General features: G+C 47.6%; 16 protein-coding genes, 6 tRNA genes, 3 rRNA genes and 1 pseudogene. All 26 read right to left on the bottom strand.

Annotated elements, in window-relative coordinates; all coding sequences use genetic code 11:
- Position 1: 1 nt before the first annotated feature.
- The 26 genes and pseudogenes from rplW to NHB35_RS00190 all read right to left on the bottom strand — a co-directional run bounded on the left by rplW (position 2) and on the right by NHB35_RS00190 (position 25,812).
- Positions 2–316, bottom strand: a complete 315-nt coding sequence (rplW, locus tag NHB35_RS00315) for a 50S ribosomal protein L23 (protein WP_068947693.1) — start codon at positions 314–316, stop codon at positions 2–4.
- Entirely contained in the window at positions 313–933 is a 621-nt protein-coding gene (gene rplD, locus NHB35_RS00310) for a 50S ribosomal protein L4 (RefSeq protein WP_114639433.1), read from the bottom strand. Before rplD ends, rplW begins: the two co-directional genes overlap by 4 nt.
- A gap of 11 nt (positions 934–944) precedes the next feature.
- Positions 945–1,601, bottom strand: coding sequence for a 50S ribosomal protein L3 (gene rplC, locus NHB35_RS00305; protein WP_173956647.1), 657 nt, complete (start codon positions 1,599–1,601; stop codon positions 945–947).
- Positions 1,602–1,799: 198 nt separating this feature from the next.
- Complete coding sequence (rpsJ, locus tag NHB35_RS00300) at positions 1,800–2,111, bottom strand: 30S ribosomal protein S10 (protein ID WP_011901899.1); 312 nt, start codon at positions 2,109–2,111, stop codon at positions 1,800–1,802.
- 122 nt (positions 2,112–2,233) lie between these two features.
- A complete protein-coding gene (gene tuf, locus NHB35_RS00295) occupies positions 2,234–3,424 on the bottom strand; it encodes an elongation factor Tu (protein ID WP_353432387.1) in 1,191 nt (396 codons plus the stop codon).
- A gap of 48 nt (positions 3,425–3,472) precedes the next feature.
- Complete coding sequence (gene fusA, locus NHB35_RS00290; RefSeq protein WP_353432393.1) at positions 3,473–5,575, bottom strand: elongation factor G; 2,103 nt, start codon at positions 5,573–5,575, stop codon at positions 3,473–3,475.
- A 27-nt stretch (positions 5,576–5,602) separates the two neighbouring features.
- Positions 5,603–6,073, bottom strand: coding sequence for a 30S ribosomal protein S7 (gene rpsG, locus NHB35_RS00285; RefSeq protein ID WP_068320103.1), 471 nt, complete (start codon positions 6,071–6,073; stop codon positions 5,603–5,605).
- Positions 6,074–6,244: 171 nt separating this feature from the next.
- Positions 6,245–6,625 carry a 30S ribosomal protein S12 gene (gene rpsL / locus NHB35_RS00280; RefSeq protein ID WP_068947691.1) on the bottom strand — a complete coding sequence of 127 codons (381 nt, stop codon included), beginning with the start codon at positions 6,623–6,625 and terminating at the stop codon, positions 6,245–6,247.
- A 178-nt stretch (positions 6,626–6,803) separates the two neighbouring features.
- Positions 6,804–11,066, bottom strand: a complete 4,263-nt coding sequence (rpoC, locus tag NHB35_RS00275; protein WP_353432392.1) for a DNA-directed RNA polymerase subunit beta' — start codon at positions 11,064–11,066, stop codon at positions 6,804–6,806.
- Position 11,067: 1 nt separating this feature from the next.
- Complete coding sequence (rpoB, locus tag NHB35_RS00270) at positions 11,068–15,168, bottom strand: DNA-directed RNA polymerase subunit beta (RefSeq protein WP_353432391.1); 4,101 nt, start codon at positions 15,166–15,168, stop codon at positions 11,068–11,070.
- A gap of 225 nt (positions 15,169–15,393) precedes the next feature.
- The gene (rplL, locus tag NHB35_RS00265) at positions 15,394–15,771 is read right to left on the bottom strand and encodes a 50S ribosomal protein L7/L12 (RefSeq protein WP_173954847.1); all 378 of its coding nucleotides are present in this window, start codon (positions 15,769–15,771) and stop codon (positions 15,394–15,396) included.
- 141 nt (positions 15,772–15,912) lie between these two features.
- Positions 15,913–16,434: pseudogene (rplJ, locus tag NHB35_RS00260) on the bottom strand (50S ribosomal protein L10); the annotation flags it as partial.
- Between the two features lie 235 nt (positions 16,435–16,669).
- Positions 16,670–17,371, bottom strand: a complete 702-nt coding sequence (gene rplA, locus NHB35_RS00255; protein WP_353432390.1) for a 50S ribosomal protein L1 — start codon at positions 17,369–17,371, stop codon at positions 16,670–16,672.
- A 2-nt stretch (positions 17,372–17,373) separates the two neighbouring features.
- Positions 17,374–17,805 (bottom strand): 50S ribosomal protein L11, encoded by a 432-nt coding sequence (gene rplK / locus NHB35_RS00250; protein WP_173954844.1) that lies wholly within the window; start codon positions 17,803–17,805, stop codon positions 17,374–17,376.
- A 174-nt stretch (positions 17,806–17,979) separates the two neighbouring features.
- Positions 17,980–18,552 carry a transcription termination/antitermination protein NusG gene (gene nusG, locus NHB35_RS00245; RefSeq protein ID WP_215389954.1) on the bottom strand — a complete coding sequence of 191 codons (573 nt, stop codon included), beginning with the start codon at positions 18,550–18,552 and terminating at the stop codon, positions 17,980–17,982.
- 9 nt (positions 18,553–18,561) lie between these two features.
- A complete protein-coding gene (secE, locus tag NHB35_RS00240) occupies positions 18,562–18,939 on the bottom strand; it encodes a preprotein translocase subunit SecE (protein WP_353432389.1) in 378 nt (125 codons plus the stop codon).
- Between the two features lie 20 nt (positions 18,940–18,959).
- Positions 18,960–19,035: transfer RNA gene (locus NHB35_RS00235), tRNA-Trp, on the bottom strand.
- 17 nt (positions 19,036–19,052) lie between these two features.
- Positions 19,053–20,243, bottom strand: a complete 1,191-nt coding sequence (gene tuf / locus NHB35_RS00230) for an elongation factor Tu (RefSeq protein WP_353432387.1) — start codon at positions 20,241–20,243, stop codon at positions 19,053–19,055.
- A gap of 67 nt (positions 20,244–20,310) precedes the next feature.
- Positions 20,311–20,385, bottom strand: a tRNA-Thr gene (locus NHB35_RS00225).
- A 21-nt stretch (positions 20,386–20,406) separates the two neighbouring features.
- Positions 20,407–20,480: transfer RNA gene (locus tag NHB35_RS00220), tRNA-Gly, on the bottom strand.
- Between the two features lie 5 nt (positions 20,481–20,485).
- Positions 20,486–20,570, bottom strand: a tRNA-Tyr gene (locus NHB35_RS00215).
- A 104-nt stretch (positions 20,571–20,674) separates the two neighbouring features.
- Positions 20,675–20,788 (bottom strand): 5S ribosomal RNA (rrf, locus tag NHB35_RS00210).
- Between the two features lie 106 nt (positions 20,789–20,894).
- Positions 20,895–23,768, bottom strand: a 23S ribosomal RNA gene (locus NHB35_RS00205).
- 269 nt (positions 23,769–24,037) lie between these two features.
- Positions 24,038–24,113, bottom strand: a tRNA-Ala gene (locus NHB35_RS00200).
- A 30-nt stretch (positions 24,114–24,143) separates the two neighbouring features.
- Positions 24,144–24,220, bottom strand: a tRNA-Ile gene (locus NHB35_RS00195).
- Positions 24,221–24,279: 59 nt separating this feature from the next.
- Positions 24,280–25,812: ribosomal RNA gene (locus tag NHB35_RS00190) — 16S ribosomal RNA — on the bottom strand.
- Together the 16S, 23S and 5S rRNA genes with 5 tRNA genes alongside form the textbook arrangement of a ribosomal RNA operon.
- Between the last annotated feature and the right edge of the window lie 380 nt (positions 25,813–26,192).

The raw sequence follows: 26,192 nt of genomic DNA, 5'->3' as shown, positions 1-26,192 counted from the left end.
ATTAATTCGCCTCCGCTTCAAAGTTAATTTCTTGACCTGGCTTCAAATTCACGTAGGCCTTCTTGGTGTGGTCACGACGACCTTCAAAACGGCCATAGCGCTTAGGCTTACCTTTTTGATTCACGATTTGAACTGAGTCAACTTGCACTTTGAAGAGCAATTCAACTGCTTGTTTCACATCGCTCTTGTTTGCATCGCGAGCTACTTGGAAAACTACTTGTTCGTTTTTCTCTGCAACCATAGTGGCTTTCTCAGAGATAACAGGACCAAGCAGAACCTTCATCAGGTTGTGATCGTTTTTACGGACTTGGCTCATTTCAGCAACTCCTCAATTTTTGCGATCGCAGCTTTGCTTACCAATACCTTTTTGTATTGAACCAAAGCCAATGGATCAGCGTGCTGTGGCTCAACCACGGCAACTTTATGCAAGTTACGTGATGCCAAGTACAAATTCTCACTAACTTGATCAACGATGATCAAGACTGAATCCAAGCCCATTGCTTTTACTTTCTCAGCTAAAACTTTGGTCTTTGGAGCGTCAAGATTGAATTGATCAACCACATTCAAACGACCTTCGCGAGCTAACTGAGACAAAATCGATCTCATGCCAGCGCGGTACATTTTCTTGTTTACTTTTTGGCTGAAATTCTCTTCTGGAGAATTCGGGAATATACGACCACCTCCACGCCACAGCGGGGATGAGCTCATACCAGCACGTGCACGACCAGTGCCTTTTTGACGCCAAGGCTTCTTGGTTGTGTGCTTAACTTGCTCACGGTCTTTTTGTGCACGGTTACCGCTACGTGCATTTGCTTGGTAAGCCACTACAACTTGGTGTACCAATGCTTCGTTATATTCACGCTCGAATACTTCTGGTGAAGCTTGTACACCCGCACCTAAAGTACCGTTGTCTTGGAGAAGCTTAAGTTCCATATTCGCTCTCCTTATTTCTTCTTCAACGGTGTTTTAACCGCTGGAGTAACAATAACTTTACCGCCTGGGGCACCTGGAATAGCGCCTTTAACCATGATGAGATTGCGTTCTGCATCAATGCGTGCGATGACTAAATTTTGTACGGTACGTGTAACGTCACCAAGGTGGCCAGTCATGCGCTTACCTGGGAAAACACGACCTGGATCTTGGGCCATACCAATAGAGCCTGGTACGTTGTGTGATCTAGAGTTACCGTGTGATGCGCGACCAGAAGCGAAGTGATAACGCTTGATGGTACCCGCGTAACCCTTACCGATTGTTACGCCTTGCACATCCACTTTTTGACCAGCAGTGAACGCAGCGTCAGCAGGAATTACTTGTCCTGGCGTCATTTCTGCGATTTTTGCTGCATCTAATTGGAATTCGTTAAGTGCATTACCAGCCATCACACCTGCTTTAGCAAAGTGACCAGCCATTGATTTGGTAACGCGAGTAGCTCTACGTGTGCCATGTGCCAACTGGATAGCGTCATAGCCATCAGTTGCCTGGGTCTTGATTTGAGCGATTCTGTTGTCGCTCACGTCAATTACGGTGACAGGAATCGCTTCCCCTTCGTCCGTAAAAAGACGGGTCATGCCGACCTTGCGGCCGATTAAGCCTAAGCTCATATTCATGCTCCACGCCGACTTCGATTGGTCGGCAAAATTAATTTAAGTGATTTACAAGTAAAAGTACTTCTAAATCAATAACTTACAACGTTTTTAATGCTAATAAAACCACTAAATCTGCCAAATTTCACTCAGCAGAGCCATAGATTCTATCCCGAAAACCCAGTCTTGGCAAGTGCCGAGACTGGAAACAGCAAATTATTGCAACTTAATTTCGACGTCCACACCTGCTGGGAGGTCTAATTTCATCAAAGCATCTACGGTTTTCTCTGTAGGATCAACAATATCCATCAAACGCAGATGGGTACGGATCTCTAACTGATCACGAGATGTCTTGTTTACGTGTGGTGAACGCAAGATGTCAAAACGCTCAATACGAGTTGGCAAAGGTACTGGACCCTTTACAACTGCACCAGTACGTTTAGCTGTATCAACGATTTCAGCTGCAGACTGGTCGATTAAACGGTAATCAAACGCTTTAAGACGAATACGAATTTTTTGGTTTTGCATATTAATTCCAAAGAGCGGTGTGGTGCTGCCACGTTATACATCTAAAGAGCGCGGTGACATCAGCAGCACTGATGTCACCGGTTAGCAAACCGCTAAATATTGTTACTAGTAATACCTACTTCTTAAGCCAAAATCTTTGCAACCACGCCGGCGCCAACAGTACGGCCACCTTCACGGATCGCAAAACGTAAACCTTCTTCCATCGCGATTGGGGCGATGAGTTTGACGGTAATGGTGACGTTATCACCAGGCATCACCATCTCTTTGTCTTTTGGCAACTCGATTGAACCAGTAACGTCCGTTGTACGGAAGTAGAACTGTGGACGATAGTTGTTAAAGAATGGAGTATGACGACCACCTTCGTCTTTACCAAGGATGTAAACCTCAGCAGTAAAGTGGGTGTGTGGAGTGATAGAACCAGGCTTAGCCAATACTTGGCCACGCTCAACTTCTTCACGTTTTGTACCACGTAACAAGATACCGACGTTGTCACCTGCTTGACCTTGGTCGAGCAATTTGCGGAACATTTCAACACCAGTACAAGTGGTCTTGAGAGTTGGCTTGATACCAACGATTTCAATCTCTTCACCAACCTTGATGATGCCGCGCTCAATACGACCAGTTACTACAGTACCGCGACCAGAGATAGAGAACACGTCTTCTACTGGCATCAAGAATGAGCCATCAACAGCACGCTCTGGAGTTGGGATGTAAGTATCGAGTGCTTCAGCCAATTTCATGATGGCTTCTTTACCCAATGGGCCTTCGTCGCCTTCTAATGCCAACTTAGCAGAACCACGGATGATGGGAGTGTCATCGCCTGGGAAGTCATACTTAGACAGGAGTTCACGTACTTCCATTTCAACGAGCTCTAAGAGTTCAGCATCGTCAACCATGTCGCACTTGTTTAAGAACACCACGATGTAAGGAACGCCAACCTGACGTGCCAAGAGGATGTGCTCACGAGTTTGTGGCATAGGGCCGTCTGCAGCAGAGCAAACCAAGATTGCGCCGTCCATCTGCGCAGCACCAGTAATCATGTTCTTAACGTAGTCAGCGTGTCCTGGGCAGTCAACGTGTGCATAGTGACGACCAGCAGTCTCATACTCAACGTGTGCTGTGTTAATCGTAATACCACGTGCTTTTTCTTCTGGAGCCGCATCGATCTGATCGTATGCTTTCGCTTCGCCACCGAATGCTTTTGAGAGCACAGTTGCAATTGCCGCTGTCAAGGTGGTTTTACCGTGGTCAACGTGACCGATGGTGCCTACGTTTACGTGCGGTTTTGTCCGCTCGAACTTTTCTTTTGCCATTTTTGTCTGCCTTCTTAGCTAGTCAATATCAAAATTAATGTGAATAAATTACTTCGCTTTAGCAGCCATAACTGCCTCTGCTACGTTCTTAGGTGCTTCTGCGTAATGCTTAAATTCCATGGTGTAGGTTGCACGACCTTGCGTTAAAGAACGCAAGCCAGTGGAGTAACCAAACATCTCTGCGAGAGGAACTTCTGCACGAACAATCTTGCCGCCGCCAGGAATGTCATCCATACCTTGCATAATGCCGCGACGTGAAGAAAGGTCACCCATCACGTTACCCATGAAATCTTCTGGAGTTTCAACTTCAACTGCCATCATTGGCTCAAGCAATACTGGAGCTGCCTTACGCATACCATCCTTGAACGCCATAGAGCCCGCCATCTTAAATGCGTTTTCATTGGAGTCAACGTCATGGTATGAGCCGAAGAACAGGGTTGCTTTGATGTCAACCACTGGATAGCCAGCCAATACGCCGGAGTTCAATGTTTCAATAATGCCTTTTTCTACTGCAGGGATGTATTCACGTGGAACTACACCGCCCTTAATAGCGTCAACGAATTCAAAGCCTTTGCCTGGTTCTTGTGGCTCAAGCTTCAATACTACGTGACCGTACTGACCGCGACCGCCAGACTGCTTAACGAACTTGCCTTCGACTTCGTCGCAAGTCTTACGAATCGTTTCGCGGTATGCAACCTGTGGCTTACCAACAGTTGCTTCTACACCGAACTCACGCTTCATACGGTCAACCAAGATCTCTAGGTGGAGCTCGCCCATACCAGAAATAATGGTTTGACCTGATTCTTCGTCAGTCTTCACACGGAATGACGGATCTTCTTGAGCCAATCGGTTCAATGCAAGACCCATTTTCTCTTGGTCAGCCTTAGTCTTAGGCTCAACCGCCTGAGAAATCACTGGCTCAGGGAATTCCATGCGCTCCAGAATCACAATATTGTCTGGGTCGCACAATGTTTCGCCTGTTGTTGCATCTTTCAGACCAACCGCAGCAGCGATGTCGCCTGCGCGAACTTCTTTAATCTCTTCACGCTGGTTAGCATGCATCTGTAACAAACGACCAATACGCTCTTTCTTACCCTTAATTGGGTTGTAGATTGTGTCGCCTGAATTGATCACACCTGAATACACGCGGAAGAAGATCAGCTGACCAACGAATGGGTCAGTCATGATCTTGAATGCTAATGCTGAGAATTTCTCATTGTCATCAGCTTTACGCTCAGTCTCAGTGCCATCTTCCAACTCGCCCTTAACTGGAGGAATATCTACTGGTGATGGCATGTAATCAATCACGGCATCCAACATCGCCTGAACACCTTTGTTCTTAAAGGCAGTTCCGCAAAGCATTGGAACGATTTCGCCAGCGATCGTACGAGTACGAAGCGCCTTCTTAATTTCTTCTTCGCTTAATTCTTCGCCGCCGAGATACTTGTCCATCAACTCTTCTGAGCTTTCAGCAGCTGCTTCGACCATTTTCTCGCGCCATTCTTCAGCGCTAGCTTGCAATTCTGCAGGAATATCTTCGTAAGTGAATTTAGTGCCTTGTGAAGCATCATCCCAAACGATCGCCTTCATCTTGACCAAATCCACAACGCCTTGGAAATTTTCTTCAGCGCCAATTGGAATTTGAATCAAGATTGGGTTCGCTTTCAAACGAGCCTTCATCTGTTCGTACACTTTGAAGAAATTCGCGCCCGTACGGTCCATCTTGTTCACAAATGCTAAACGTGGAACACCATACTTGTTAGCCTGACGCCAAACTGTTTCAGACTGTGGCTGAACGCCACCTACCGCGCAATACACCATACAAGCGCCATCGAGAACACGCATGGAACGCTCAACTTCAATCGTGAAGTCTACGTGTCCTGGGGTATCAATAATGTTGATACGGTGCTCTTGATAATTACCTGCCATGCCCTTCCAGAAGGCTGTAGTTGCAGCAGAAGTAATCGTGATGCCACGCTCCTGCTCTTGCTCCATCCAGTCCATGGTAGCTGCGCCATCATGAACTTCACCAATCTTGTGATTAACACCGGTGTAGAACAGAACGCGTTCAGTAGTAGTTGTTTTGCCTGCGTCAATGTGCGCAGAGATACCAATATTGCGATATCGATCAATGGGGGTTTTGCGTGCCACTGTTTATGCCTTTTCTTAACTATTCGATTAGAAGCGGAAATGTGAGAAAGCCTTATTAGCTTCTGCCATACGGTGAACTTCTTCACGCTTCTTCATTGCGCCGCCACGACCTTCAGCAGCTTCCAATAATTCGTTGGCCAAACGTTGAGCCATCGATTTTTCGCCACGCTTCTTTGCAGCTTCACGCAACCAGCGCATTGCCAAAGCGGAACGACGTGATGGACGAACTTCAACAGGAACTTGATAGTTAGCACCACCAACGCGGCGGCTCTTCACCTCAACCATTGGCTTAACGTTGCCCATGGCTGTTGAAAAAATTTCGAGGGGTTCTTTGTTTGCTTTTTTCTCGATGTGATCAAAGGCACCGTAAACGATACGCTCTGCAACCGATTTCTTGCCGTCCAACATGAGGACGTTCATGAATTTAGCTACTTCTACATTACCGAATTTTGGATCCGGCAAAATTTCCCGTTTGGGAACTTCACGACGACGTGGCATAACTACTCCTTCAGTTCAGTTAGGGGCAGTTCACATGAACTACCCGCTCCGGCTGTCCTACTATTTAAGAAAATTCTTAAACGGAACAGCCACTTACTTGTCTTTTAAGTCTGACAAAAGTGACTCACTGCAATGACTTACTACAAAAAACTTCAACTGCTTAATCAGAAATTAAGCAGCTTTCTTAGCGCGCTTAGCACCGTATTTAGAACGTGCTTGCTTACGATCTTTAACACCTTGCAAGTCCAAAGAACCGCGAACGATGTGGTAACGCACACCTGGCAAGTCCTTTACACGACCACCACGGATCAACACTACAGAGTGTTCCTGGAGGTTATGGCCTTCACCGCCAATGTATGAAATCACTTCAAAACCATTGGTCAAGCGAACTTTGGCCACTTTACGAAGCGCAGAGTTAGGCTTTTTAGGAGTGGTTGTGTACACGCGGGTACATACACCACGGCGCTGCGGGCTGTTTTGCAGCGCAGGGCTCTTGCTTTTAACGGTAAGCCTTGTTCTTGGCTTGCGTAATAGTTGATTAATTGTTGGCATAAAAATAGCTCGGTTAGTACTTCTTTGTTGCTTTCTTCAAGAAAATCAATGACTTAGAGAATTTCTAGGTCAAAAAGGCCCTCTTCTGAATCAGTAGAACTCAGCATTCTAGCTTGGCCAGCCTTCCCCGTCAACCAAAATGGGGGAAAACTGGCCATTTGTGGCCAGAATTACCAAATTAGCTTGGATCAGCCTCCCCAGTAGGAGCGATGACTTCAGCCTCTATTTCCACAGGGGCGCTAGCCATTGCTTCTTCCTCGGCAGCAATCATTTGAGCGCGATCACGCTCGAATTGCTCTCTGACCTTGCGAGCGCGGCGATACGACAAGCCGGTACCAGCAGGGATCAGACGACCAATAATGACGTTTTCCTTGAGGCCACGAAGTGTATCGGTCTTGCCCATAATTGCGGCTTCGGTCAATACGCGGGTGGTTTCTTGGAAGGAAGCCGCTGAAATGAAGCTGTCTGTCGACAAGGATGCTTTAGTAATACCAAGCAATACGTTGTCGAATGAAGCTGGGCGCTTACCTTCGGCGATGACGCGGTCATTCTCGTCATAGAGCTTAGAACGCTCTACTTGCTCACCAGGGATGAATGTAGTGTCGCCTGGATCAGTTACCTGAACACGACGCAACATCTGACGCACGATGACTTCAATGTGCTTGTCATTAATCTTCACACCCTGGAGACGGTAAACGTCTTGTACTTCATCAACGATGTAAATCGCCAACTCTTCAATACCTTTGAGAGTCAAAATGTCATGTGGATCAGCAGGACCTTCCACAATCATCTCGCCCTTGTTCACTACTTGACCGTCGTGAACAAGAACTTGCTTCTCTTTTGGAATCAAGAATTCATTGGCTTCGCCATCCATATCGGTAATGACCAAGCGTTGCTTACCTTTGGTTTCTTTACCAAAGGAAACTGTTCCGGTCACTTTTGCCAATACAGCAGCATCTTTTGGTGAACGTGCTTCGAACAATTCTGCAACGCGTGGCAAACCACCGGTAATGTCGCGAGTCTTCTGTGATTCGATTGGAATACGTGCCAATACTTCACCGACTTCGACCTTTTGACCATCTTTAACAGTAATCAAAGCGCCCACTTGGAGGCCAATGTTTACTGGGTGATCAGTACCAGCAATCATTACATCATTGCCCTTGTCGTCAACCAAGTTGATCACTGGGCGAACGCCTTTGCTTGCAGCAGAGCGACGCTTACCGTCAATGACTACCAAAGTGGAAAGACCAGTAACTTCGTCGACCTGCTTCGCAACAGTGACGCCCTCTTCAACGTTGTCGAAGCGAGCGATACCAGCGTACTCAGAAATAATCGGACGGGTTAATGGATCCCATGTCGCCAAGCTTGCGCCTGCCTTGACTGCCGCACCTTCTTTTAACAAGAGGGTTGCACCGTAAGGCACTTTATGACGCTCGCGCTCACGACCGTTGTCATCAACGATCAAAGCTTCACCAGAACGTGAAATCACGATCTGCTCGCCCTTCGCGTTCTTCACAACACGCATCGTGCCAGAGAACTTCAAGGAACCATTCGATTTGGCTTCAATATTGCTTGCAACTAAAGCGCGTGATGCCGCACCACCGATGTGGAATGTACGCATGGTCAACTGTGTACCTGGCTCACCGATTGACTGAGCAGCAATCACACCCACTGCCTCGCCAACGTTTACCAATCCACCACGACCTAGGTCACGTCCGTAGCACTTAGCGCACAAACCGTAACGGGTTTGGCAAGAAAGTACGGTGCGAACTTTAACTTCGTCGATACCCAATGCCACGATTTGATCAACGTGATCTTCATCGAGCAATGTGTCATTTGGAACAATTACTTCTTGTGTATCAGGATGAACGATGTCACCGATACATACACGACCCAAAATACGATCGCGCAATGCTTCGATAATTTCACCGCCCTCAACAAGCGCTTTCATCGTTACACCAGTTGTCGCGCCACAATCTTCTTCGATCACAACGAGGTCTTGGGTAACGTCACATAAACGACGTGTTAAGTAACCAGAATTCGCTGTCTTCAACGCAGTATCGGCTAGACCCTTACGAGCACCGTGAGTCGAAATAAAGTACTGCAACACATTCAAACCTTCACGGAAGTTCGCGGTAATCGGGGTTTCAATAATGGAGCCGTCAGGCTTAGCCATCAAACCACGCATACCAGCCAACTGACGAATCTGCGCAGCAGATCCACGCGCACCAGAGTCCGCCATCATATAGATGGAGTTGAAGGATTCTTGGCGAGCTGTTTTACCGTTTCGGTCAAGCACATCAACGTGTGACAACTCATCCATCATGGCCTTGCCAACTTGGTCACCTGCAGCACCCCAAATATCAACCACGTTGTTATAACGCTCTTGATTGGTTACGAGACCTGACATGAACTGCTTGTCGTATTCCTTAACCTTAGTAGACGCTTCAGTAATGATGCGATCTTTAGAAGATGGAATCAACATATCGTCGATTGCAATCGAGATACCGGCTTTAGTAGCCAAGCGGAAACCAGACTGCAACAATCGATCAGCAAAAATCACCGTCTCGCGTAAGCCGCACTTGCGGAATGAAGTGTTGATCAAACGAGAGATTTCTTTTTTCTTCAAAGGCTTGTTAATTTCCTCGAAAGACATACCCTTAGGCAAAATCTCAGACAAGATCGCACGGCCAACTGAGGTTTGGTAGATCTTGGTCTTTTCAGCAAAACGCGCATCGCCTTCTGCCTTCTTATCCACTACTTCATACTCAGTGATACGCACAGCAACACGAGAAGCCAATTCAACTTGACCTGCTTCATATGCACGTACTACCTCAGTAATATTGGCGAACACCATGCCTTCGCCTTTGCCATTAATCTTGTCACGTGTAGCGTAGTACAGACCCAACACCACGTCCTGTGAAGGAACGATAGATGGCTCGCCGTTAGCTGGGAACAATACGTTGTTCGAAGCCAACATCAATGTACGTGCTTCCATTTGCGCTTCGAGCGACAAAGGAACGTGAACCGCCATTTGGTCACCGTCGAAGTCCGCGTTAAATGCCGCGCAGACTAATGGGTGCAACTGAATTGCCTTACCTTCAATCAACATTGGCTCGAAAGCCTGAATGCCGAGACGGTGCAATGTAGGTGCACGGTTCAACATGATTGGATGTTCACGAATCACTTCTTCGAGAATGTCCCAAACGATTGGCGTCTGGCTTTCAACTTCTTTCTTCGCAGCCTTGATAGTGGTTGCAATGCCTAAAGTCTCAAGCTTGTTAAAAATAAATGGCTTGAACAGCTCGAGCGCCATCAATTTTGGTAAGCCGCACTGATGCAATTTCAGTGTAGGACCAACCACGATCACTGAACGACCAGAGTAGTCAACGCGCTTACCGAGCAAGTTTTGACGGAAACGACCGCTCTTACCTTTAATCATCTCAGCCAATGACTTGAGAGGACGCTTGTTAGCGCCTGTCATAGCCTTACCGCGACGACCGTTATCGAGCAAGGAGTCAACCGCCTCTTGCAACATACGCTTTTCGTTGCGAACGATGATCTCTGGTGCGCGCAATTCCAACAAACGCTTCAAACGGTTGTTACGGTTAATCACACGACGATAGAGGTCGTTCAAATCAGAGGTAGCAAAGCGACCGCCATCCAATGGCACCAATGGGCGCAACTCTGGTGGCAATACTGGCAATACTTCCATGATCATCCAGTCAGGCTTAATGCCTGAGCTTTGGAACGCCTCAAGCACTTTTAAGCGCTTAGCGTATTTCTTGATCTTGGCATCGCTACCAGTTGCTTTTAACTCAGCACGAATCGTTTCTACTTCGCGATCGATATCAATCGAACGCAAGAGTTCACGAATACCTTCCGCGCCCATGATGGCGGTAAATGCACCGTCACCATACTCTTCAGTTTTAGCAATGTACTCATCTTCAGACATGATCTGACCGCGCTTCATTGCGCCTTCAGGAGTCATGCCAGGATCCACTACTACATATGCTTCAAAGTAAAGAACGCGCTCGATATCGCGCAATGTCATATCGAGAACCATACCCAAACGGGATGGCAGGGACTTTAAGAACCAAATGTGCGCAACAGGGGCTGCCAACTCAATGTGGCCCATGCGCTCACGACGCACCTTAGCGAGAGTAACTTCAACGCCGCACTTCTCGCAGATAACGCCACGGAACTTTAAGCGCTTGTACTTACCGCATAAGCACTCGTAGTCTTTGGTTGGTCCAAAAATCTTGGCGCAGAACAAACCATCACGCTCGGGCTTAAAAGTCCGGTAGTTGATGGTTTCTGGTTTGCGCACTTCACCAAAAGACCATGAGCGAATCTTCTCAGGGGATGCGAGGCCAATCTTGATGACATCAAACTGCTCATCACCCTGCGTTTGCTTAAATAAATCGAGCAATGCTTTCATATCAGTTGCGCTCCATGTCAATGTCAATACCTAACGAACGGATCTCTTTCACCAGAACGTTGAAGGATTCGGGCATGCCAGCATCAATCGTGTGCTCGCCCTTGACGATGTTTTCATAAACCTTGGTTCGGCCTGTGACATCATCGGACTTCACTGTCAGCATTTCTTGCAAGACATATGAAGCGCCGTATGCTTCGAGGGCCCAGACTTCCATCTCACCAAAGCGCTGACCACCAAACTGAGCTTTACCGCCCAATGGCTGCTGCGTTACTAAGGAGTAAGGTCCGGTTGAACGCGCATGCATCTTGTCATCAACCAAGTGGTGGAGTTTCAAGACGTGCATTACGCCAACAGTTACAGGACGCTCGAACTGATCACCAGTACGGCCATCAAATAAAACCATTTGCTGGCGTGATGGAGTCATCTGCAATGACTTGGCAACTTCTTCTGGGTATGCCAATTCAAGCATGCGGCCAATTTCGGCTTCGGTAGCACCATCAAACACTGGGGTTGCAAATGGCAAGCCTTGGCGTAAGTTCTCAGCCAATGCATAGATTTGCTCATCAGTGAAGTTGTCGATGTCTTCTTGACGGCCAGTCTCGTTGTAAAGCTGCTTGAAGAACTTACGTAGTTCAGCTTGCTTCGCTTGTTGACGAACCATTTCATCGATACGCTTACCAATACCTTGAGCAGCCCAACCTAAGTGGGTTTCCAAGATCTGACCAACGTTCATACGGGAAGGAACGCCCAACGGGTTCAAGACGATATCAACAGGACGTCCGTCAGCCATAAATGGCATATCTTCAGCAGGAGCAATCTTAGAGACCACACCTTTGTTACCGTGACGACCGGCCATCTTGTCACCAGGCTGCAAGCGACGCTTAACTGCCAAGTAAACCTTCACCATCTTCGTTACGCCAGGCTGTAAATCATCGCCTTGGGTAAGCTTGGTACGCTTCTCTTCGAACGCCTCATCAAACTGCTTACGCTTTGCTTCGATAGAAGACTTGATCGCTTCAACTTGGGAAGCAACTTCATCATCTGCTGGACGAATATCAAACCAATGGTATTTATCCAAATCAGCAAGGTAATCCTTGTCGATCTTGGTGCCTTTAGCTAATTTCTTAGGGCCGCCGTTAGCAACTTTGCCAACCAACAGCTTTTCTAAACGCATGAAGGCATCGCCTTCAACAATACGCAACTGATCGTTCAAATCCAAACGGTAGCGTTGCAATTCTTCTTGAATAATCGACTGTGCACGAGCATCGCGCTCAATACCTTCACGAGTGAAGACTTGAACATCGATAACAGTGCCAACCATACCTGATGGAACGCGCAAAGAAGTATCTTTAACATCAGACGCTTTCTCACCGAAGATCGCACGCAGTAACTTCTCTTCAGGGGTGAGAGTAGTCTCGCCCTTTGGAGTGACCTTACCAACCAGTACGTCACCAGCTTCTACTTCAGCACCGATGTACACAATACCGCTCTCATCCAAACGAGAGAGTTGTGACTCTGCCAAATTGGAGATATCGCGCGTAATTTCTTCTGAACCAAGTTTGGTGTCGCGAGCAACTACAGACAATTCTTCAATATGAATAGAGGTGTAGCGATCATCAGCAACAACCTTCTCAGAGATCAAGATCGAATCTTCGAAGTTGTAACCGTTCCATGGCATAAATGCCACAGTCATGTTTTGACCCAAAGCCAATTCACCCAAATCGGTAGATGCACCGTCAGCAACTACGTCGCCGCGGGCTACACGATCGCCAACCTGCACGATTGGACGCTGGTTGATATTGGTATTTTGATTTGAACGGGTGTACTTGATGAGGTTGTAAATATCCACACCGACTTCACCAGCAGCGGTTTCATCATCGTTCACACGGATCACAACGCGATTCGCATCAACATAATCCACAACACCGCCTCGGGCTGCCAACACTACAGTGCCGGAGTCAACCGCAACAATACGCTCTAAACCTGTACCAACCAATGGCTTATCTGGACGCAAGCAAGGAACTGCTTGACGCTGCATGTTCGCACCCATCAATGCGCGGTTCGCATCATCGTGCTCCAAGAATGGCACTAGTGAAGCAGCAGCCGAAACGATCTGACTAGGAGCAACGTCGATGAAATCGATGCGCTCTGGGCTCACCATCATGGTTTCACCAGCTTGACGAGCAGAAACTAATTCGTCAGCCAACTTACCATTTTTGTCGATCGTCGCATTTGCCTGAGCAATCACATACTTCGCTTCTTCAATCGCAGAGAGGTAAACCACCTCATCGCTTACCTTGCTATTGGAAACCTTGCGGTATGGAGTCTCGAGGAAGCCATGCTCATTCAAACGCGCGAATAACGCGAGTGAGTTGATCAAACCAATGTTTGGACCTTCTGGAGTTTCGATCGGACAAACACGTCCATAGTGAGTTGGATGCACGTCGCGCACTTCGAAGCCAGCGCGTTCACGTGTCAAACCACCAGGTCCCAGCGCAGAAATACGACGCTTGTGCGTGATTTCTGAGAGTGGGTTGGTCTGGTCCATAAACTGGGACAACTGTGAAGAACCGAAGAACTCACGAATAGCAGAAGAGATTGGCTTGCTATTAATCAAGTCATGCGGCATGAGGTTTTCTGTTTCGGCTTGACCGAGACGTTCTTTAACCGCACGCTCTACACGTGATAAACCAGCACGGAATTGATTCTCTGCCAATTCACCAACGCAACGTACACGGCGATTACCTAAGTGATCGATATCGTCTACTTCGCCTTTACCGTTACGTAAATCTACAAGGGACTTAATAGTGTCGAGAATATCTTCGTTCGACAAGACCATCGGGCCTTCCATCTCAGCGCGGCCAAGACGGCTATTGACCTTCATACGGCCAACACGAGATAAATCATAGGTATCTTCGCTATAGAACAAGCGCTGGAACAAAGCCTCAACAGCATCTTCTGTTGGAGGCTCACCAGGACGCATCATGCGGTAGATGGCGATACGCGCAGCTGTTTGATCAGCAGTTTCATCAGTACGCAATGTCTGAGAAATGTATGCACCAGAATCCAAATCATTGGTGTAGATGGTTTCCAATTGCTTGATGCCAGCATCGCGCAATGTCGCCAACAACTCTTCAGTGATTTCATCATTAGCGTAAGCCAAGATTTCACCAGAATCTGGATCAACAATATTACGTGCAACCACACGGCCTACTAGGTAGTCGTCTGGAACAACAATTGTTTTTGTCTTAGCAGCTTCTAGTTCGCGAATATGCTTAGCATTGATACGCTTGTCTTTTTGAATGACGACAACGCCATTCTTATCAACCACATCAAAGCTAGCCAACTGGCCACGCAAACGCTCTGGAACAAATTCCATTGATGCGCCGTTAGCGGTCAATGAGAAATGATCGAAGTTGAAGAAGTTTGCAAGAATCTGCTCGTTGTTTAAGCCAATTGCCTTGAGCAAAATGGTGACAGGCATCTTACGACGACGGTCAACGCGGAAATACAAAATATCTTTTGGATCAAACTCAAAATCGAGCCATGAACCACGGTAAGGAATGATTCTTGCTGAAAACAGCAACTTACCAGAGCTGTGGGTTTTGCCCTTATCGTGCTCAAAGAACACTCCTGGGGAACGGTGTAACTGAGAAACGATCACACGCTCAGTACCGTTGATCACGAAAGAGCCGTTTTCTGTCATGAGTGGAATTTCACCCATGTAGACTTCGCTCTCTTTTACTTCTTTAACCTTAGTAGGCGCTTCGCGATCATAAATAATCAAGCGAACTTTTGCGCGCAAGGCAGAGTGGTATGTGTAACCACGTTGTTGACATTCTTTAACGTCAAACGGTGGCTGTGACAACTGATAAGACACGTATTCCATACGTGCATAACCGTTGTTGGACACAATTGGAAATGCTGATGTAAAGGCAGCCTGTAATCCCTCGTTAATGCGAGAAGTAGCCGGCTTATCAGCCTGTAAAAATTTAGCGTAGGACTCCAGCTGCGTTGCGATCAGGTAAGGAACCTGATGGTTATTTACTCGCTTAGCAAAGCTTTTACGGACTCGCTTGCGTTCGGTGAAGCTATAGTTCATTTCATCTCCGAATTCAGCGACTGTACAAAGATTTGGCGATTGGCCACTACCAATCACTGGCGGACAACACTACATCGCTTGGATATAGTGTCCGACCAAACTTGCATTCTGCAGTCGTATCAGAAGGCAAACCCGATTTCAATCAGAAATGAAATCGGGTTTGACCTCTAAAGGTCAAACAACATGGCTAACGCCCCTTTGTGAGAGGCGCCAGCTGAGTTTGTATTACTTGAGTTCTGCCTTAGCGCCAGCTTCTTCAAGCTTCTTCTTGGCTTCTTCAGCAGTCTTCTTGTCAACGCCTTCTTTGATTGGCTTCGGTGCACCGTCAACCAAGTCTTTAGCTTCTTTCAAACCAAGGCCAGTAATTTCGCGAACTGCTTTAATTACTGAAACTTTGTTTGCGCCAGCTTCAACGAGGTTTACTGTGAATTCAGTTTGCTCTGCACCACCAGCATCACCACCGCCAGCACCTGCAGGACCAGCAACAGCCATCGCTGCAGCTGATACACCAAACTTCTCTTCGAACGCTTTAACCAAGTCGTTCAAATCCATAACGGACATGCTACCAACTGCTTCAATGATTTCTTCTTTAGTAATCGCCATTTTTAGCTCCTAATACTTAAATAGTTAATTTGTCGCTTATTCAGCGGCAGGGGTTTCGTTTGTTGCTGTAGCTTCTGGGGCTGCTGGTTCAGCTGCAGGCTCTGCGGCTGGCGCAGTTTCTGCCACTGGGGCTGCCTCTACAGGTGCTGCCGCTTCGGCTACTGGAGCAGGTGCTCCAGCTGCTTTTTGCGCAGCCACTGCGCCCAATACACGAGCCATCGCAGATACTGGGGCCAACATCACTCCCAACAACGTTGATAACAACTCTTCACGGCTTGGAATTGTCGCGAGTGCTTTAACACCTGCAACATCCAACAACTTACCGTTGTATAGGCCAGCTTTAATCACTAGCAAATCTTGAGTCTTAGCAAAGTTCTGCAATACTTTTGCCGAGGCAATCGGATCAGCAGAAATGCCGTAGATCAAGGGGCCAACCATCGAATCAGCAAGAGGCTCAAACTGCGTGCCTTGTGAAGCACGACGTGCCAATGTGTTCTTCAAAACACGAAGATATACACCTTGGTCACGTGCGCTAGCACGTAGCTTTGTCAATTCTTCTACTGGGATACCGCGGTATTCAGCGAGAACGACGGTTTGGGCTCCAGCCAATTGAGCTCCGACATCAGCAACAATCGCTTTTTTGTCTTGTACATTCAAAGGCACGGTTTAACTCCATAAAAACCAACTGCTTCCAGTTGGGGTTACACACCAGCGTCTGATCATTTGTTCACAAAGATTCTTGTGAAAATCTTTTCAGGGTCGCCATCTGCGCTGGTCGTCACTTTCGTAACAATTAAGAATTAACTCTTTACTAGCAACTAATTCACCAACGGTCTTTGATGTTCGACTTTTGCTTTTAGGCAAAAGTCGACCCAAAGTTCTTTTTTGTTACAGGCTATTAAACTGCTGCCTGTAACGATGCTTGGTCTACACGTACGCCTGCACCCATGGTGCTGCTTACGGCAACCTTCTTTAAATAAATTCCCTTAGATGCAGGAGGTTTTGCTTTATTCAAAGCCTCAAGCAATGCGAGCAAATTCGATTTCAATGCAGCTGGCTCGAATGAACGACGGCCAATACTTGCATGCACGATACCGGCTTTGTCCACGCGGAACTGTACTTGACCCGCTTTTGCATTTTTCACTGCAGTTGCTACGTCAGGTGTAACTGTTCCAACTTTTGGATTAGGCATCAAACCACGTGGACCCAATACTTGACCTAAAGTACCAACGATTTTCATTGTGTCAGGAGATGCGATCAACACATCAAAATCAATTTTGCCGCCTTTAATTTGTTCAGCCAAATCTTCCATGCCAACGATTTCTGCACCAGCAGCTTTAGCTTGCTCAGCCTTCTCGCCTTGGGCAAAAACAGCAACACGAACATGCTTACCAGTACCTGCTGGGAGCACAACTGCTCCGCGCACAACTTGGTCAGATTTCTTAGCATCAATACCCAACTGAACAGCAACGTCGATAGACTCATCGAACTTAGCAGTTGCACACTCTTTAACGAGATTCAACGCATCTTCTAATGGGTAAAACTTGTTGCGATCAACTTTGGACTGAATTGCTTTTACGCGCTTAGATAATTTAGTCATGATTAGACTCCTTCCACAGTGATGCCCATGGAACGGGCGCTACCAGCGATTGTGCGAACTGCTGCATCCATATCAGCTGCAGTCAAATCTGGCATTTTTGCTTTAGCGATTTCTTCCGCTTGAGCACGAGTAATTTTTCCTACCTTATCGGTATGAGGACGCGGTGATCCTTTTTCGATCTTTGCAGCCTTCTTAATCATGATGGTTGCTGGAGGAGTCTTCATGATGAATGTGAAGCTCTTATCAGCGAACGCTGTAATCACAACTGGAATTGGCAAGCCAGGTTCCATGCTCTGAGTTTGAGCATTAAACGCTTTACAGAATTCCATAATGTTGAGGCCGCGTTGACCCAATGCTGGACCTACGGGTGGTGATGGGTTTGCTTTACCTGCAGGAATCTGCAGCTTAATAAAGCCAACAATCTTCTTTGCCATGTGTTGCTCCTTAAAGCGCGCCTAACCTCATTAGGAAAGACCGCCGTTGAGTTAACGCTTTGCTAGTTTTTGGCTTTCTAGCTCAGCTCCTCGGTTAATTACTAAAACTAAATAACCACTTAAAACGACTTTTACTACTTTGCTGCACTGCAATACAAGACTAAGTCCTTGTTTTTACATCTTTTCTACTTGGCCAAACTCCAGTTCAACTGGGGTGCCGCGACCGAAAATTGTAACAGAAACGCGCAATCTTGACTTCTCATAGTTCACTTCCTCAACGTTGCCATTAAAGTCGGTAAACGGACCTTCTTTGACGCGAACCATCTCACCCACTTCAAATAGAGTCTTGGGCTTAGGTTTATCAACCCCAGCTTGCATCTGATCCATGATTTTGGTGACTTCTGCGTTCGAAATCGGGCTTGGGCGGTTACGTACGCCACCCACGAAACCGGTTACTTTTGGCGTGTTTTTCACCAAATGCCAGCTTTCGTCGGTCATTTCCATCTCAATTAAGACGTAGCCAGGGAAGAAACGGCGCTCAGTAACAGACTTGGAGCCAGACTTCACTTCAACCACCTCTTCTGATGGGACCAAAATACGGCCAAATTTCTCAGGCATACCTGAACGAGCGATACGCTCCTCAAGGCCTTTTTTAACGCTCTTTTCCATGCCAGAGTAGGCGTGGATTACATACCAACGCTTATTACCAGCAGCTTGAGAATTTGCGACTACTTCTGAATCAGTCATTTTGCTTACTCACTTCCAGCCTAGAAGGACTGAAAAAACTAGCCATTCAATTAATTTGTCTGCAATCCACAAAAACAAGGACATGATCAGAACAAAGCCAAATACGACTAGAGTCATTTGGGTGGTCTCTTTACGAGTCGGCCAAACAACCTTTTTTACTTCATACCAAGAATCTTTTGCGTAGGCGATAAAACGACGCCCGTCAGGAGAAATTGCCACGATCATGACTGCAGCAGCAATGCCGCCAAACAATACGGCTAAGCGCACCAATAAAGATTGGTCGATGAGCGTGTAGTAAAGCACTAACGCGGCAACGACGATTAAAGCAGCGAGGCCTGAGACCCAGCTGCTTTTTTCTTCAGATTGACTTGCAGTTTGTTGAGACATATTGCTTTCAGTTCAAATCGTGGCAGGGGCGGAGGGCATCGAACCCCCAACCTTTGGTTTTGGAGACCAACGCTCTGCCAATTGAGCTACACCCCTTTATTTCTAAATACTTCTTAAGCCAAAATCTTTGCAACCACGCCGGCGCCAACAGTACGGCCACCTTCACGGATCGCAAAACGTAAACCTTCTTCCATCGCGATTGGGGCGATGAGTTTGACGGTAATGGTGACGTTATCACCAGGCATCACCATCTCTTTGTCTTTTGGCAACTCGATTGAACCAGTAACGTCCGTTGTACGGAAGTAGAACTGTGGACGATAGTTGTTAAAGAATGGAGTATGACGACCACCTTCGTCTTTACCAAGGATGTAAACCTCAGCAGTAAAGTGGGTGTGTGGAGTGATAGAACCAGGCTTAGCCAATACTTGGCCACGCTCAACTTCTTCACGTTTTGTACCACGTAACAAGATACCGACGTTGTCACCTGCTTGACCTTGGTCGAGCAATTTGCGGAACATTTCAACACCAGTACAAGTGGTCTTGAGAGTTGGCTTGATACCAACGATTTCAATCTCTTCACCAACCTTGATGATGCCGCGCTCAATACGACCAGTTACTACAGTACCGCGACCAGAGATAGAGAACACGTCTTCTACTGGCATCAAGAATGAGCCATCAACAGCACGCTCTGGAGTTGGGATGTAAGTATCGAGTGCTTCAGCCAATTTCATGATGGCTTCTTTACCCAATGGGCCTTCGTCGCCTTCTAATGCCAACTTAGCAGAACCACGGATGATGGGAGTGTCATCGCCTGGGAAGTCATACTTAGACAGGAGTTCACGTACTTCCATTTCAACGAGCTCTAAGAGTTCAGCATCGTCAACCATGTCGCACTTGTTTAAGAACACCACGATGTAAGGAACGCCAACCTGACGTGCCAAGAGGATGTGCTCACGAGTTTGTGGCATAGGGCCGTCTGCAGCAGAGCAAACCAAGATTGCGCCGTCCATCTGCGCAGCACCAGTAATCATGTTCTTAACGTAGTCAGCGTGTCCTGGGCAGTCAACGTGTGCATAGTGACGACCAGCAGTCTCATACTCAACGTGTGCTGTGTTAATCGTAATACCACGTGCTTTTTCTTCTGGAGCCGCATCGATCTGATCGTATGCTTTCGCTTCGCCACCGAATGCTTTTGAGAGCACAGTTGCAATTGCCGCTGTCAAGGTGGTTTTACCGTGGTCAACGTGACCGATGGTGCCTACGTTTACGTGCGGTTTTGTCCGCTCGAACTTTTCTTTTGCCATTTTTGTCTGCCTTTAGTTAACTCTTAAAAACCAAAACACGAAATACACAATTAATAAAAACTAAGCCTGGTGCCCATGGGCAGGATCGAACTGCCGACCTCTCCCTTACCAAGGGAGTGCTCTACCACTGAGCCACATGGGCCTTTCTATTTGCTGCAAATACTGGAGCGGGATAAGAGAATCGAACTCTTGACCGAAGATTGGAAATCTGCTGTTTTACCATTAAACTAATCCCGCACATCTGGTGGAGGGGGTAGGATTCGAACCTACGTAGGCGTAGCCAACAGATTTACAGTCTGCCTCCTTTAGCCGCTCGGACACCCCTCCGCGAACCCAATATTCTGACTCCAAATGGAGTTTCTGTCAATCTCTCTTACGCTTTGCACAAGTAAAAACGCCCAGACCTAAAGGGGTCTGGGCGTCGCTTTGGTGCCCGGCAGTTACCTACTTTCACACGGGTAATCCGCACTATCATCGGCGTAGAATCGTTTCACTGTCCTGTTCGAGATGGGAAGGAGTGGTTCCAATTCGCTATGGTCACCGGGCGTAGAGGGTTGAGTTGCTGATAAATCAACAACTCTATTTGAGTAAGCATGTAATTAAGGATGCAGATTAAATCTGGCAAACATCCAACACAATAGTGCTGGTTATAGGATCAAGCCTAACGGGCAATTAGTATCAGTTAGCTTAACGCATTACTGCGCTTCCACACCCGACCTATCAACGTTGTGGTCTTCAACGACCCTTTATGTAGGTTAAACCTACGGGAGATCTCATCTTCAGGCAAGTTTCCCGCTTAGATGCTTTCAGCGGTTATCTCTTCCGTACATAGCTACCCTGCGATGCTTCTGGCGAAACAACAGGTACACCAGCGGTACGTCCACTCCGGTCCTCTCGTACTAGGAGCAGCCCCCGTCAAATCTCCAACGCCCATGGCAGATAGGGACCAAACTGTCTCACGACGTTTTAAACCCAGCTCACGTACCTCTTTAAATGGCGAACAGCCATACCCTTGGGACCGGCTACAGCCCCAGGATGAGATGAGCCGACATCGAGGTGCCAAACACCGCCGTCGATATGAACTCTTGGGCGGTATCAGCCTGTTATCCCCAGAGTACCTTTTATCCGTTGAGCGATGGCCCTTCCATACAGAACCACCGGATCACTATGACCTGCTTTCGCACCTGCTCGACTTGTCGGTCTCGCAGTTAAGCACGCTTTTGCCATTGCACTTTAGGTACGATGTCCGACCGTACCAAGCGTACCTTCGTACTCCTCCGTTACACTTTGGGAGGAGACCGCCCCAGTCAAACTGCCTACCATGCACTGTTCCCGACCCGGATAACGGGCCAAGGTTAGAACCTCAAACAAATCAGGGTGGTATTTCAAGGACGGCTCCATCAGAACTAGCATCCTGATATCAACGCCTCCCACCTATCCTACACAGACCGGTTCAAAGTCCAATGCAAAGCTACAGTAAAGGTTCATGGGGTCTTTCCGTCTAGCCACGGGTAGATTGCATCATCACAAACATTTCAACTTCGCTGAGTCTCAGGAGGAGACAGTGTGGCCATCGTTACGCCATTCGTGCAGGTCGGAACTTACCCGACAAGGAATTTCGCTACCTTAGGACCGTTATAGTTACGGCCGCCGTTTACTGGGACTTCAATCAAGAGCTTGCACCCCATCATTTAATCTTCCAGCACCGGGCAGGCGTCACACCCTATACGTCCACTTTCGTGTTTGCAGAGTGCTGTGTTTTTATTAAACAGTCGCAGCCACCTTTTTATTGCAACCCTTTCGTCCTCCCCTTGTACAGGTTCAAACTACCAGGGCGTACCTTATCCCGAAGTTACGGTACAAATTTGCCGAGTTCCTTCTCCTGAGTTCTCTCAAGCGCCTTAGAATACTCATCTCGCCCACCTGTGTCGGTTTGCGGTACGGTCTTGTTAGACTGAAGCTTAGAGGCTTTTCTTGGAACCACTTCCAATTGCTTCGCGAATAAATTCGCTCGTCTCACGCCCTTGAATTACGCTACCGGATTTACCTAATAGCCATCTCCAACGCAAGAACCGGGACATCCAACACCCGGACAACTTTCCGCGATCCGTCCCCCCATCGCATCTAACAATGGTCAAGGAATATTAACCTTGTTCCCATCAGCTACGCATCTCTGCCTCGCCTTAGGGGCCGACTCACCCTGTTCCGATGAACGTTGAACAGGAAACCTTGGGCTTACGGCGAGGGGGCTTTTCACCCCCTTTATCGCTACTCATGTCAGCATTCGCACTTCTGATACCTCCAGCATCCTTTACAAGACACCTTCACAGGCTTACAGAACGCTCTCCTACCATCACATTGCTGTGATCCGCAGCTTCGGTTATATGCTTAGCCCCGTTACATCTTCCGCGCAGGACGACTCGATCAGTGAGCTATTACGCTTTCTTTAAAGGATGGCTGCTTCTAAGCCAACCTCCTGACTGTTTTAGCCTTCCCACTTCGTTTCCCACTTAGCATATATTAGGGACCTTAGCTGGCGGTCTGGGTTGTTTCCCTCTTGACACCGGACGTTAGCACCCGATGTCTGTCTCCCGTGCTCGCACTCGTAGGTATTCGGAGTTTGCTATGGCGCAGTAATCCGCAATGGACCCCACTACCATGACAGTGCTCTACCCCCTACGGTGATACACGAGGCACTACCTAAATAGTTTTCGGAGAGAACCAGCTATTTCCAGTTTTGTTTAGCCTTTCACCCCTATCCACAGCTCATCCCCTAACTTTTCAACGTTAGTGGGTTCGGTCCTCCAGTACGTGTTACCGCACCTTCAACCTGGCCATGGATAGATCAACTGGTTTCGGGTCTACACCCAGCAACTAGCGCCCTATTCGGACTCGCTTTCGCTACGCCTTCCCTATTCGGTTAAGCTTGCTACTGAATGTAAGTCGCTGACCCATTATACAAAAGGTACGCAGTCACCCCTTACGAGGCTCCTACTGTTTGTATGCACACAATTTCAGGATCTATTTCACTCCCCTCCCGGGGTTCTTTTCGCCTTTCCCTCACGGTACTTGTTCACTATCGGTCGATTACGAGTATTTAGCCTTGGAGGATGGTCCCCCCATATTCAGACAGGATTTCACGTGTCCCGCCCTACTTGTCTCTAGCCTAGTACCACTCAATAATTTTCACATACGGGACTATCACCCTTTATTGTTGGACTTTCCATTCCATTCTGTTAATTACTGAGCTATCACTAGAAGGCTCTTCCCATTTCGCTCGCCACTACTTTGGGAATCTCGGTTGATGTCTTTTCCTCTCGCTACTTAGATGTTTCAGTTCACGAGGTTCGCTTCACACACCCTATGTATTCAGGTGTGGATACCACAAAAGTGGTGGGTTTCCCCATTCAGAGATCCCCGGATCAAAGCTTATTTACCAGCTCCCCGGGGCTTATCGCAGGTTATAACGTCTTTCGTCGCCTGTAATCGCCAAGGCATCCATCATGTGCACTTATTCACTTGATCCTATAACGAGCACCATTGCTAGTACCTGTTACAGGGTTTTACTTCTACTTCTGACATGTTTGCCGTAATCCAAACTGTAAGTACTTGTTAAGAACTTTGTAAAACTCGTTTGATATTACTGATTGATGATTCAATCTTTACCCTTATTACATTGTCAAACGCACTCTCAAAGATACGTTTGACACTTTGCTTACTCAAATTTTTAAAGAACAGCCATAAATGGCAAAACTAAACAATTTACTAATTGCTTAGTTTTGACATTTAAGAGTTGGTGGAGGATGACGGGATCGAACCGACGACCCCCTGCTTGCAAAGCAGGTGCTCTCCCAGCTGAGCTAATCCCCCAACGTCCACTAAGACCATATCACTACTGATTGGTGGGTCTGGTAGGACTTGAACCTACGACCCCTGCGTTATCAACACAGTGCTCTAACCAGCTGAGCTACAGACCCGTGGCTATTATTGTCAACCGATAAGTGTGGGTACTATAGCTCCAGCATCTTTTCTCTAGAAAGGAGGTGATCCAGCCGCACCTTCCGATACGGCTACCTTGTTACGACTTTACCCCAGTCATGAACCCTGCCGTGGCAGTCGCCCTCCTTGCGGTTAGGCTAACGGCTTCTGGCAAAACCCACTCCCATGGTATGACGGGCGGTGTGTACAAGACCCGGGAACGTATTCACCGCGACATTCTGATCCGCGATTACTAGCGATTCCAGCTTCACGTAGTCGAGTTGCAGACTACGATCCGGACTACGATGCATTTTCTGAGATTAGCTCCCCCTCGCGGGTTGGCAACCCTCTGTATGCACCATTGTATGACGTGTGAAGCCCTACCCATAAGGGCCATGAGGACTTGACGTCATCCCCACCTTCCTCCGGTTTGTCACCGGCAGTCTCTTTAGAGTGCTCTTGCGTAGCAACTAAAGACAAGGGTTGCGCTCGTTGCGGGACTTAACCCAACATCTCACGACACGAGCTGACGACAGCCATGCAGCACCTGTGTTCACTTTCTCTTACGAGCACCTAATGTATCTCTACTTCGTTAGTGACATGTCAAGGGTAGGTAAGGTTTTTCGCGTTGCATCGAATTAATCCACATCATCCACCGCTTGTGCGGGTCCCCGTCAATTCCTTTGAGTTTTAATCTTGCGACCGTACTCCCCAGGCGGCTGACTTCACGCGTTAGCTACGTTACTCAGGATGTAAATCCCGAACAACTAGTCAGCATCGTTTAGGGCGTGGACTACCAGGGTATCTAATCCTGTTTGCTCCCCACGCTTTCGTGCATGAGCGTCAGTGTTATCCCAGGGGGCTGCCTTCGCCATTGGTATTCCTCCACATATCTACGCATTTCACTGCTACACGTGGAATTCTACCCCCCTCTGACACACTCTAGCTATACAGTCACAGGCGCCATTCCCAGGTTAAGCCCGGGGATTTCACGCCTGTCTTGTATAACCGCCTGCGCACGCTTTACGCCCAGTAATTCCGATTAACGCTCGCACCCTACGTATTACCGCGGCTGCTGGCACGTAGTTAGCCGGTGCTTATTCTTCAGGTACCGTCATTCCCGGACTGTGTTAGAGCCGGTGTTTCTTCCCTGACAAAAGAGCTTTACAACCCGAAGGCCTTCTTCACTCACGCGGCATTGCTGGATCAGGGTTGCCCCCATTGTCCAAAATTCCCCACTGCTGCCTCCCGTAGGAGTCTGGGCCGTGTCTCAGTCCCAGTGTGGCTGATCGTCCTCTCAGACCAGCTACTGATCGTCGCCTTGGTGGGCTTTTACCCCACCAACTAGCTAATCAGGCATCGGCCGCTCTAATCGCGCGAGGTCTTGCGATCCCCCGCTTTCCCCCTCAGGGCGTATGCGGTATTAGCACAGCTTTCGCTGCGTTATCCCCCACGATAAGGTACGTTCCGATGTATTACTCACCCGTTCGCCACTCGCCACCAGGTGCAAGCACCCGTGCTGCCGTTCGACTTGCATGTGTAAGGCATGCCGCCAGCGTTCAATCTGAGCCAGGATCAAACTCTTCAGTTCAATTCCTGTGATCCTTGCGGATCGTCGCACTCATTCAAGAAATCGACTTGGTAAAAAACCAAATCTTTACTGTCTATGAGTACTATTTATTTACATCTGTCCCGAAGGACTGGATGCTTTCACTTAGTACCCACAATTATCGGTTGACTAATTTTTAAAGAGGGCTGAATCGTTATTAAAAAGATTCAGCGAAGAAGCGAGACTATGACATACCCGAATAGGGTTGTCAACACCTTTTGCACTATTTTTCCTAAAAAAAGCGAAGATTTTTCTGACTCTCTAAAAAACCTTAATAAAATCAGTCACATAAAACATGAAAAAAATTTCAATTTTTTTGAGATTTTCTGCATTTTTAGCCTGTTTCTGAGGCCCTAGACGAA

The organism is Polynucleobacter sp. MWH-UH23A (assembly GCF_040409805.1).
Classification (GTDB): domain Bacteria; phylum Pseudomonadota; class Gammaproteobacteria; order Burkholderiales; family Burkholderiaceae; genus Polynucleobacter.
The sequence above is the reverse complement of the archived record's forward strand: the minus strand, read 5'-3'. Positions and strand labels throughout refer to the sequence as shown.

What these genes read in the sequence shown, in the direction of transcription:
- rplC (WP_173956647.1), bottom strand. Translation starts at nt 1,601, where the DNA reads ATGAGCTTAGGCTTAATCGGCCGCAAGGTCGGCATGACCCGTCTTTTT.
- rpsJ (WP_011901899.1), bottom strand. Translation starts at nt 2,111, where the DNA reads ATGCAAAACCAAAAAATTCGTATTCGTCTTAAAGCGTTTGATTACCGT.
- rplW (WP_068947693.1), bottom strand. Translation starts at nt 316, where the DNA reads ATGAGCCAAGTCCGTAAAAACGATCACAACCTGATGAAGGTTCTGCTT.
- rpoC (WP_353432392.1), bottom strand. Translation starts at nt 11,066, where the DNA reads ATGAAAGCATTGCTCGATTTATTTAAGCAAACGCAGGGTGATGAGCAG.
- rplD (WP_114639433.1), bottom strand. Translation starts at nt 933, where the DNA reads ATGGAACTTAAGCTTCTCCAAGACAACGGTACTTTAGGTGCGGGTGTA.
- secE (WP_353432389.1), bottom strand. Translation starts at nt 18,939, where the DNA reads ATGTCTCAACAAACTGCAAGTCAATCTGAAGAAAAAAGCAGCTGGGTC.
- rpoB (WP_353432391.1), bottom strand. Translation starts at nt 15,168, where the DNA reads ATGAACTATAGCTTCACCGAACGCAAGCGAGTCCGTAAAAGCTTTGCT.
- rpsG (WP_068320103.1), bottom strand. Translation starts at nt 6,073, where the DNA reads ATGCCACGTCGTCGTGAAGTTCCCAAACGGGAAATTTTGCCGGATCCA.
- tuf (WP_353432387.1), bottom strand. Translation starts at nt 20,243, where the DNA reads ATGGCAAAAGAAAAGTTCGAGCGGACAAAACCGCACGTAAACGTAGGC.
- rplK (WP_173954844.1), bottom strand. Translation starts at nt 17,805, where the DNA reads ATGGCAAAGAAGATTGTTGGCTTTATTAAGCTGCAGATTCCTGCAGGT.
- rplA (WP_353432390.1), bottom strand. Translation starts at nt 17,371, where the DNA reads ATGACTAAATTATCTAAGCGCGTAAAAGCAATTCAGTCCAAAGTTGAT.
- rpsL (WP_068947691.1), bottom strand. Translation starts at nt 6,625, where the DNA reads ATGCCAACAATTAATCAACTATTACGCAAGCCAAGAACAAGGCTTACC.
- rplL (WP_173954847.1), bottom strand. Translation starts at nt 15,771, where the DNA reads ATGGCGATTACTAAAGAAGAAATCATTGAAGCAGTTGGTAGCATGTCC.
- tuf (WP_353432387.1), bottom strand. Translation starts at nt 3,424, where the DNA reads ATGGCAAAAGAAAAGTTCGAGCGGACAAAACCGCACGTAAACGTAGGC.
- nusG (WP_215389954.1), bottom strand. Translation starts at nt 18,552, where the DNA reads ATGACTGATTCAGAAGTAGTCGCAAATTCTCAAGCTGCTGGTAATAAG.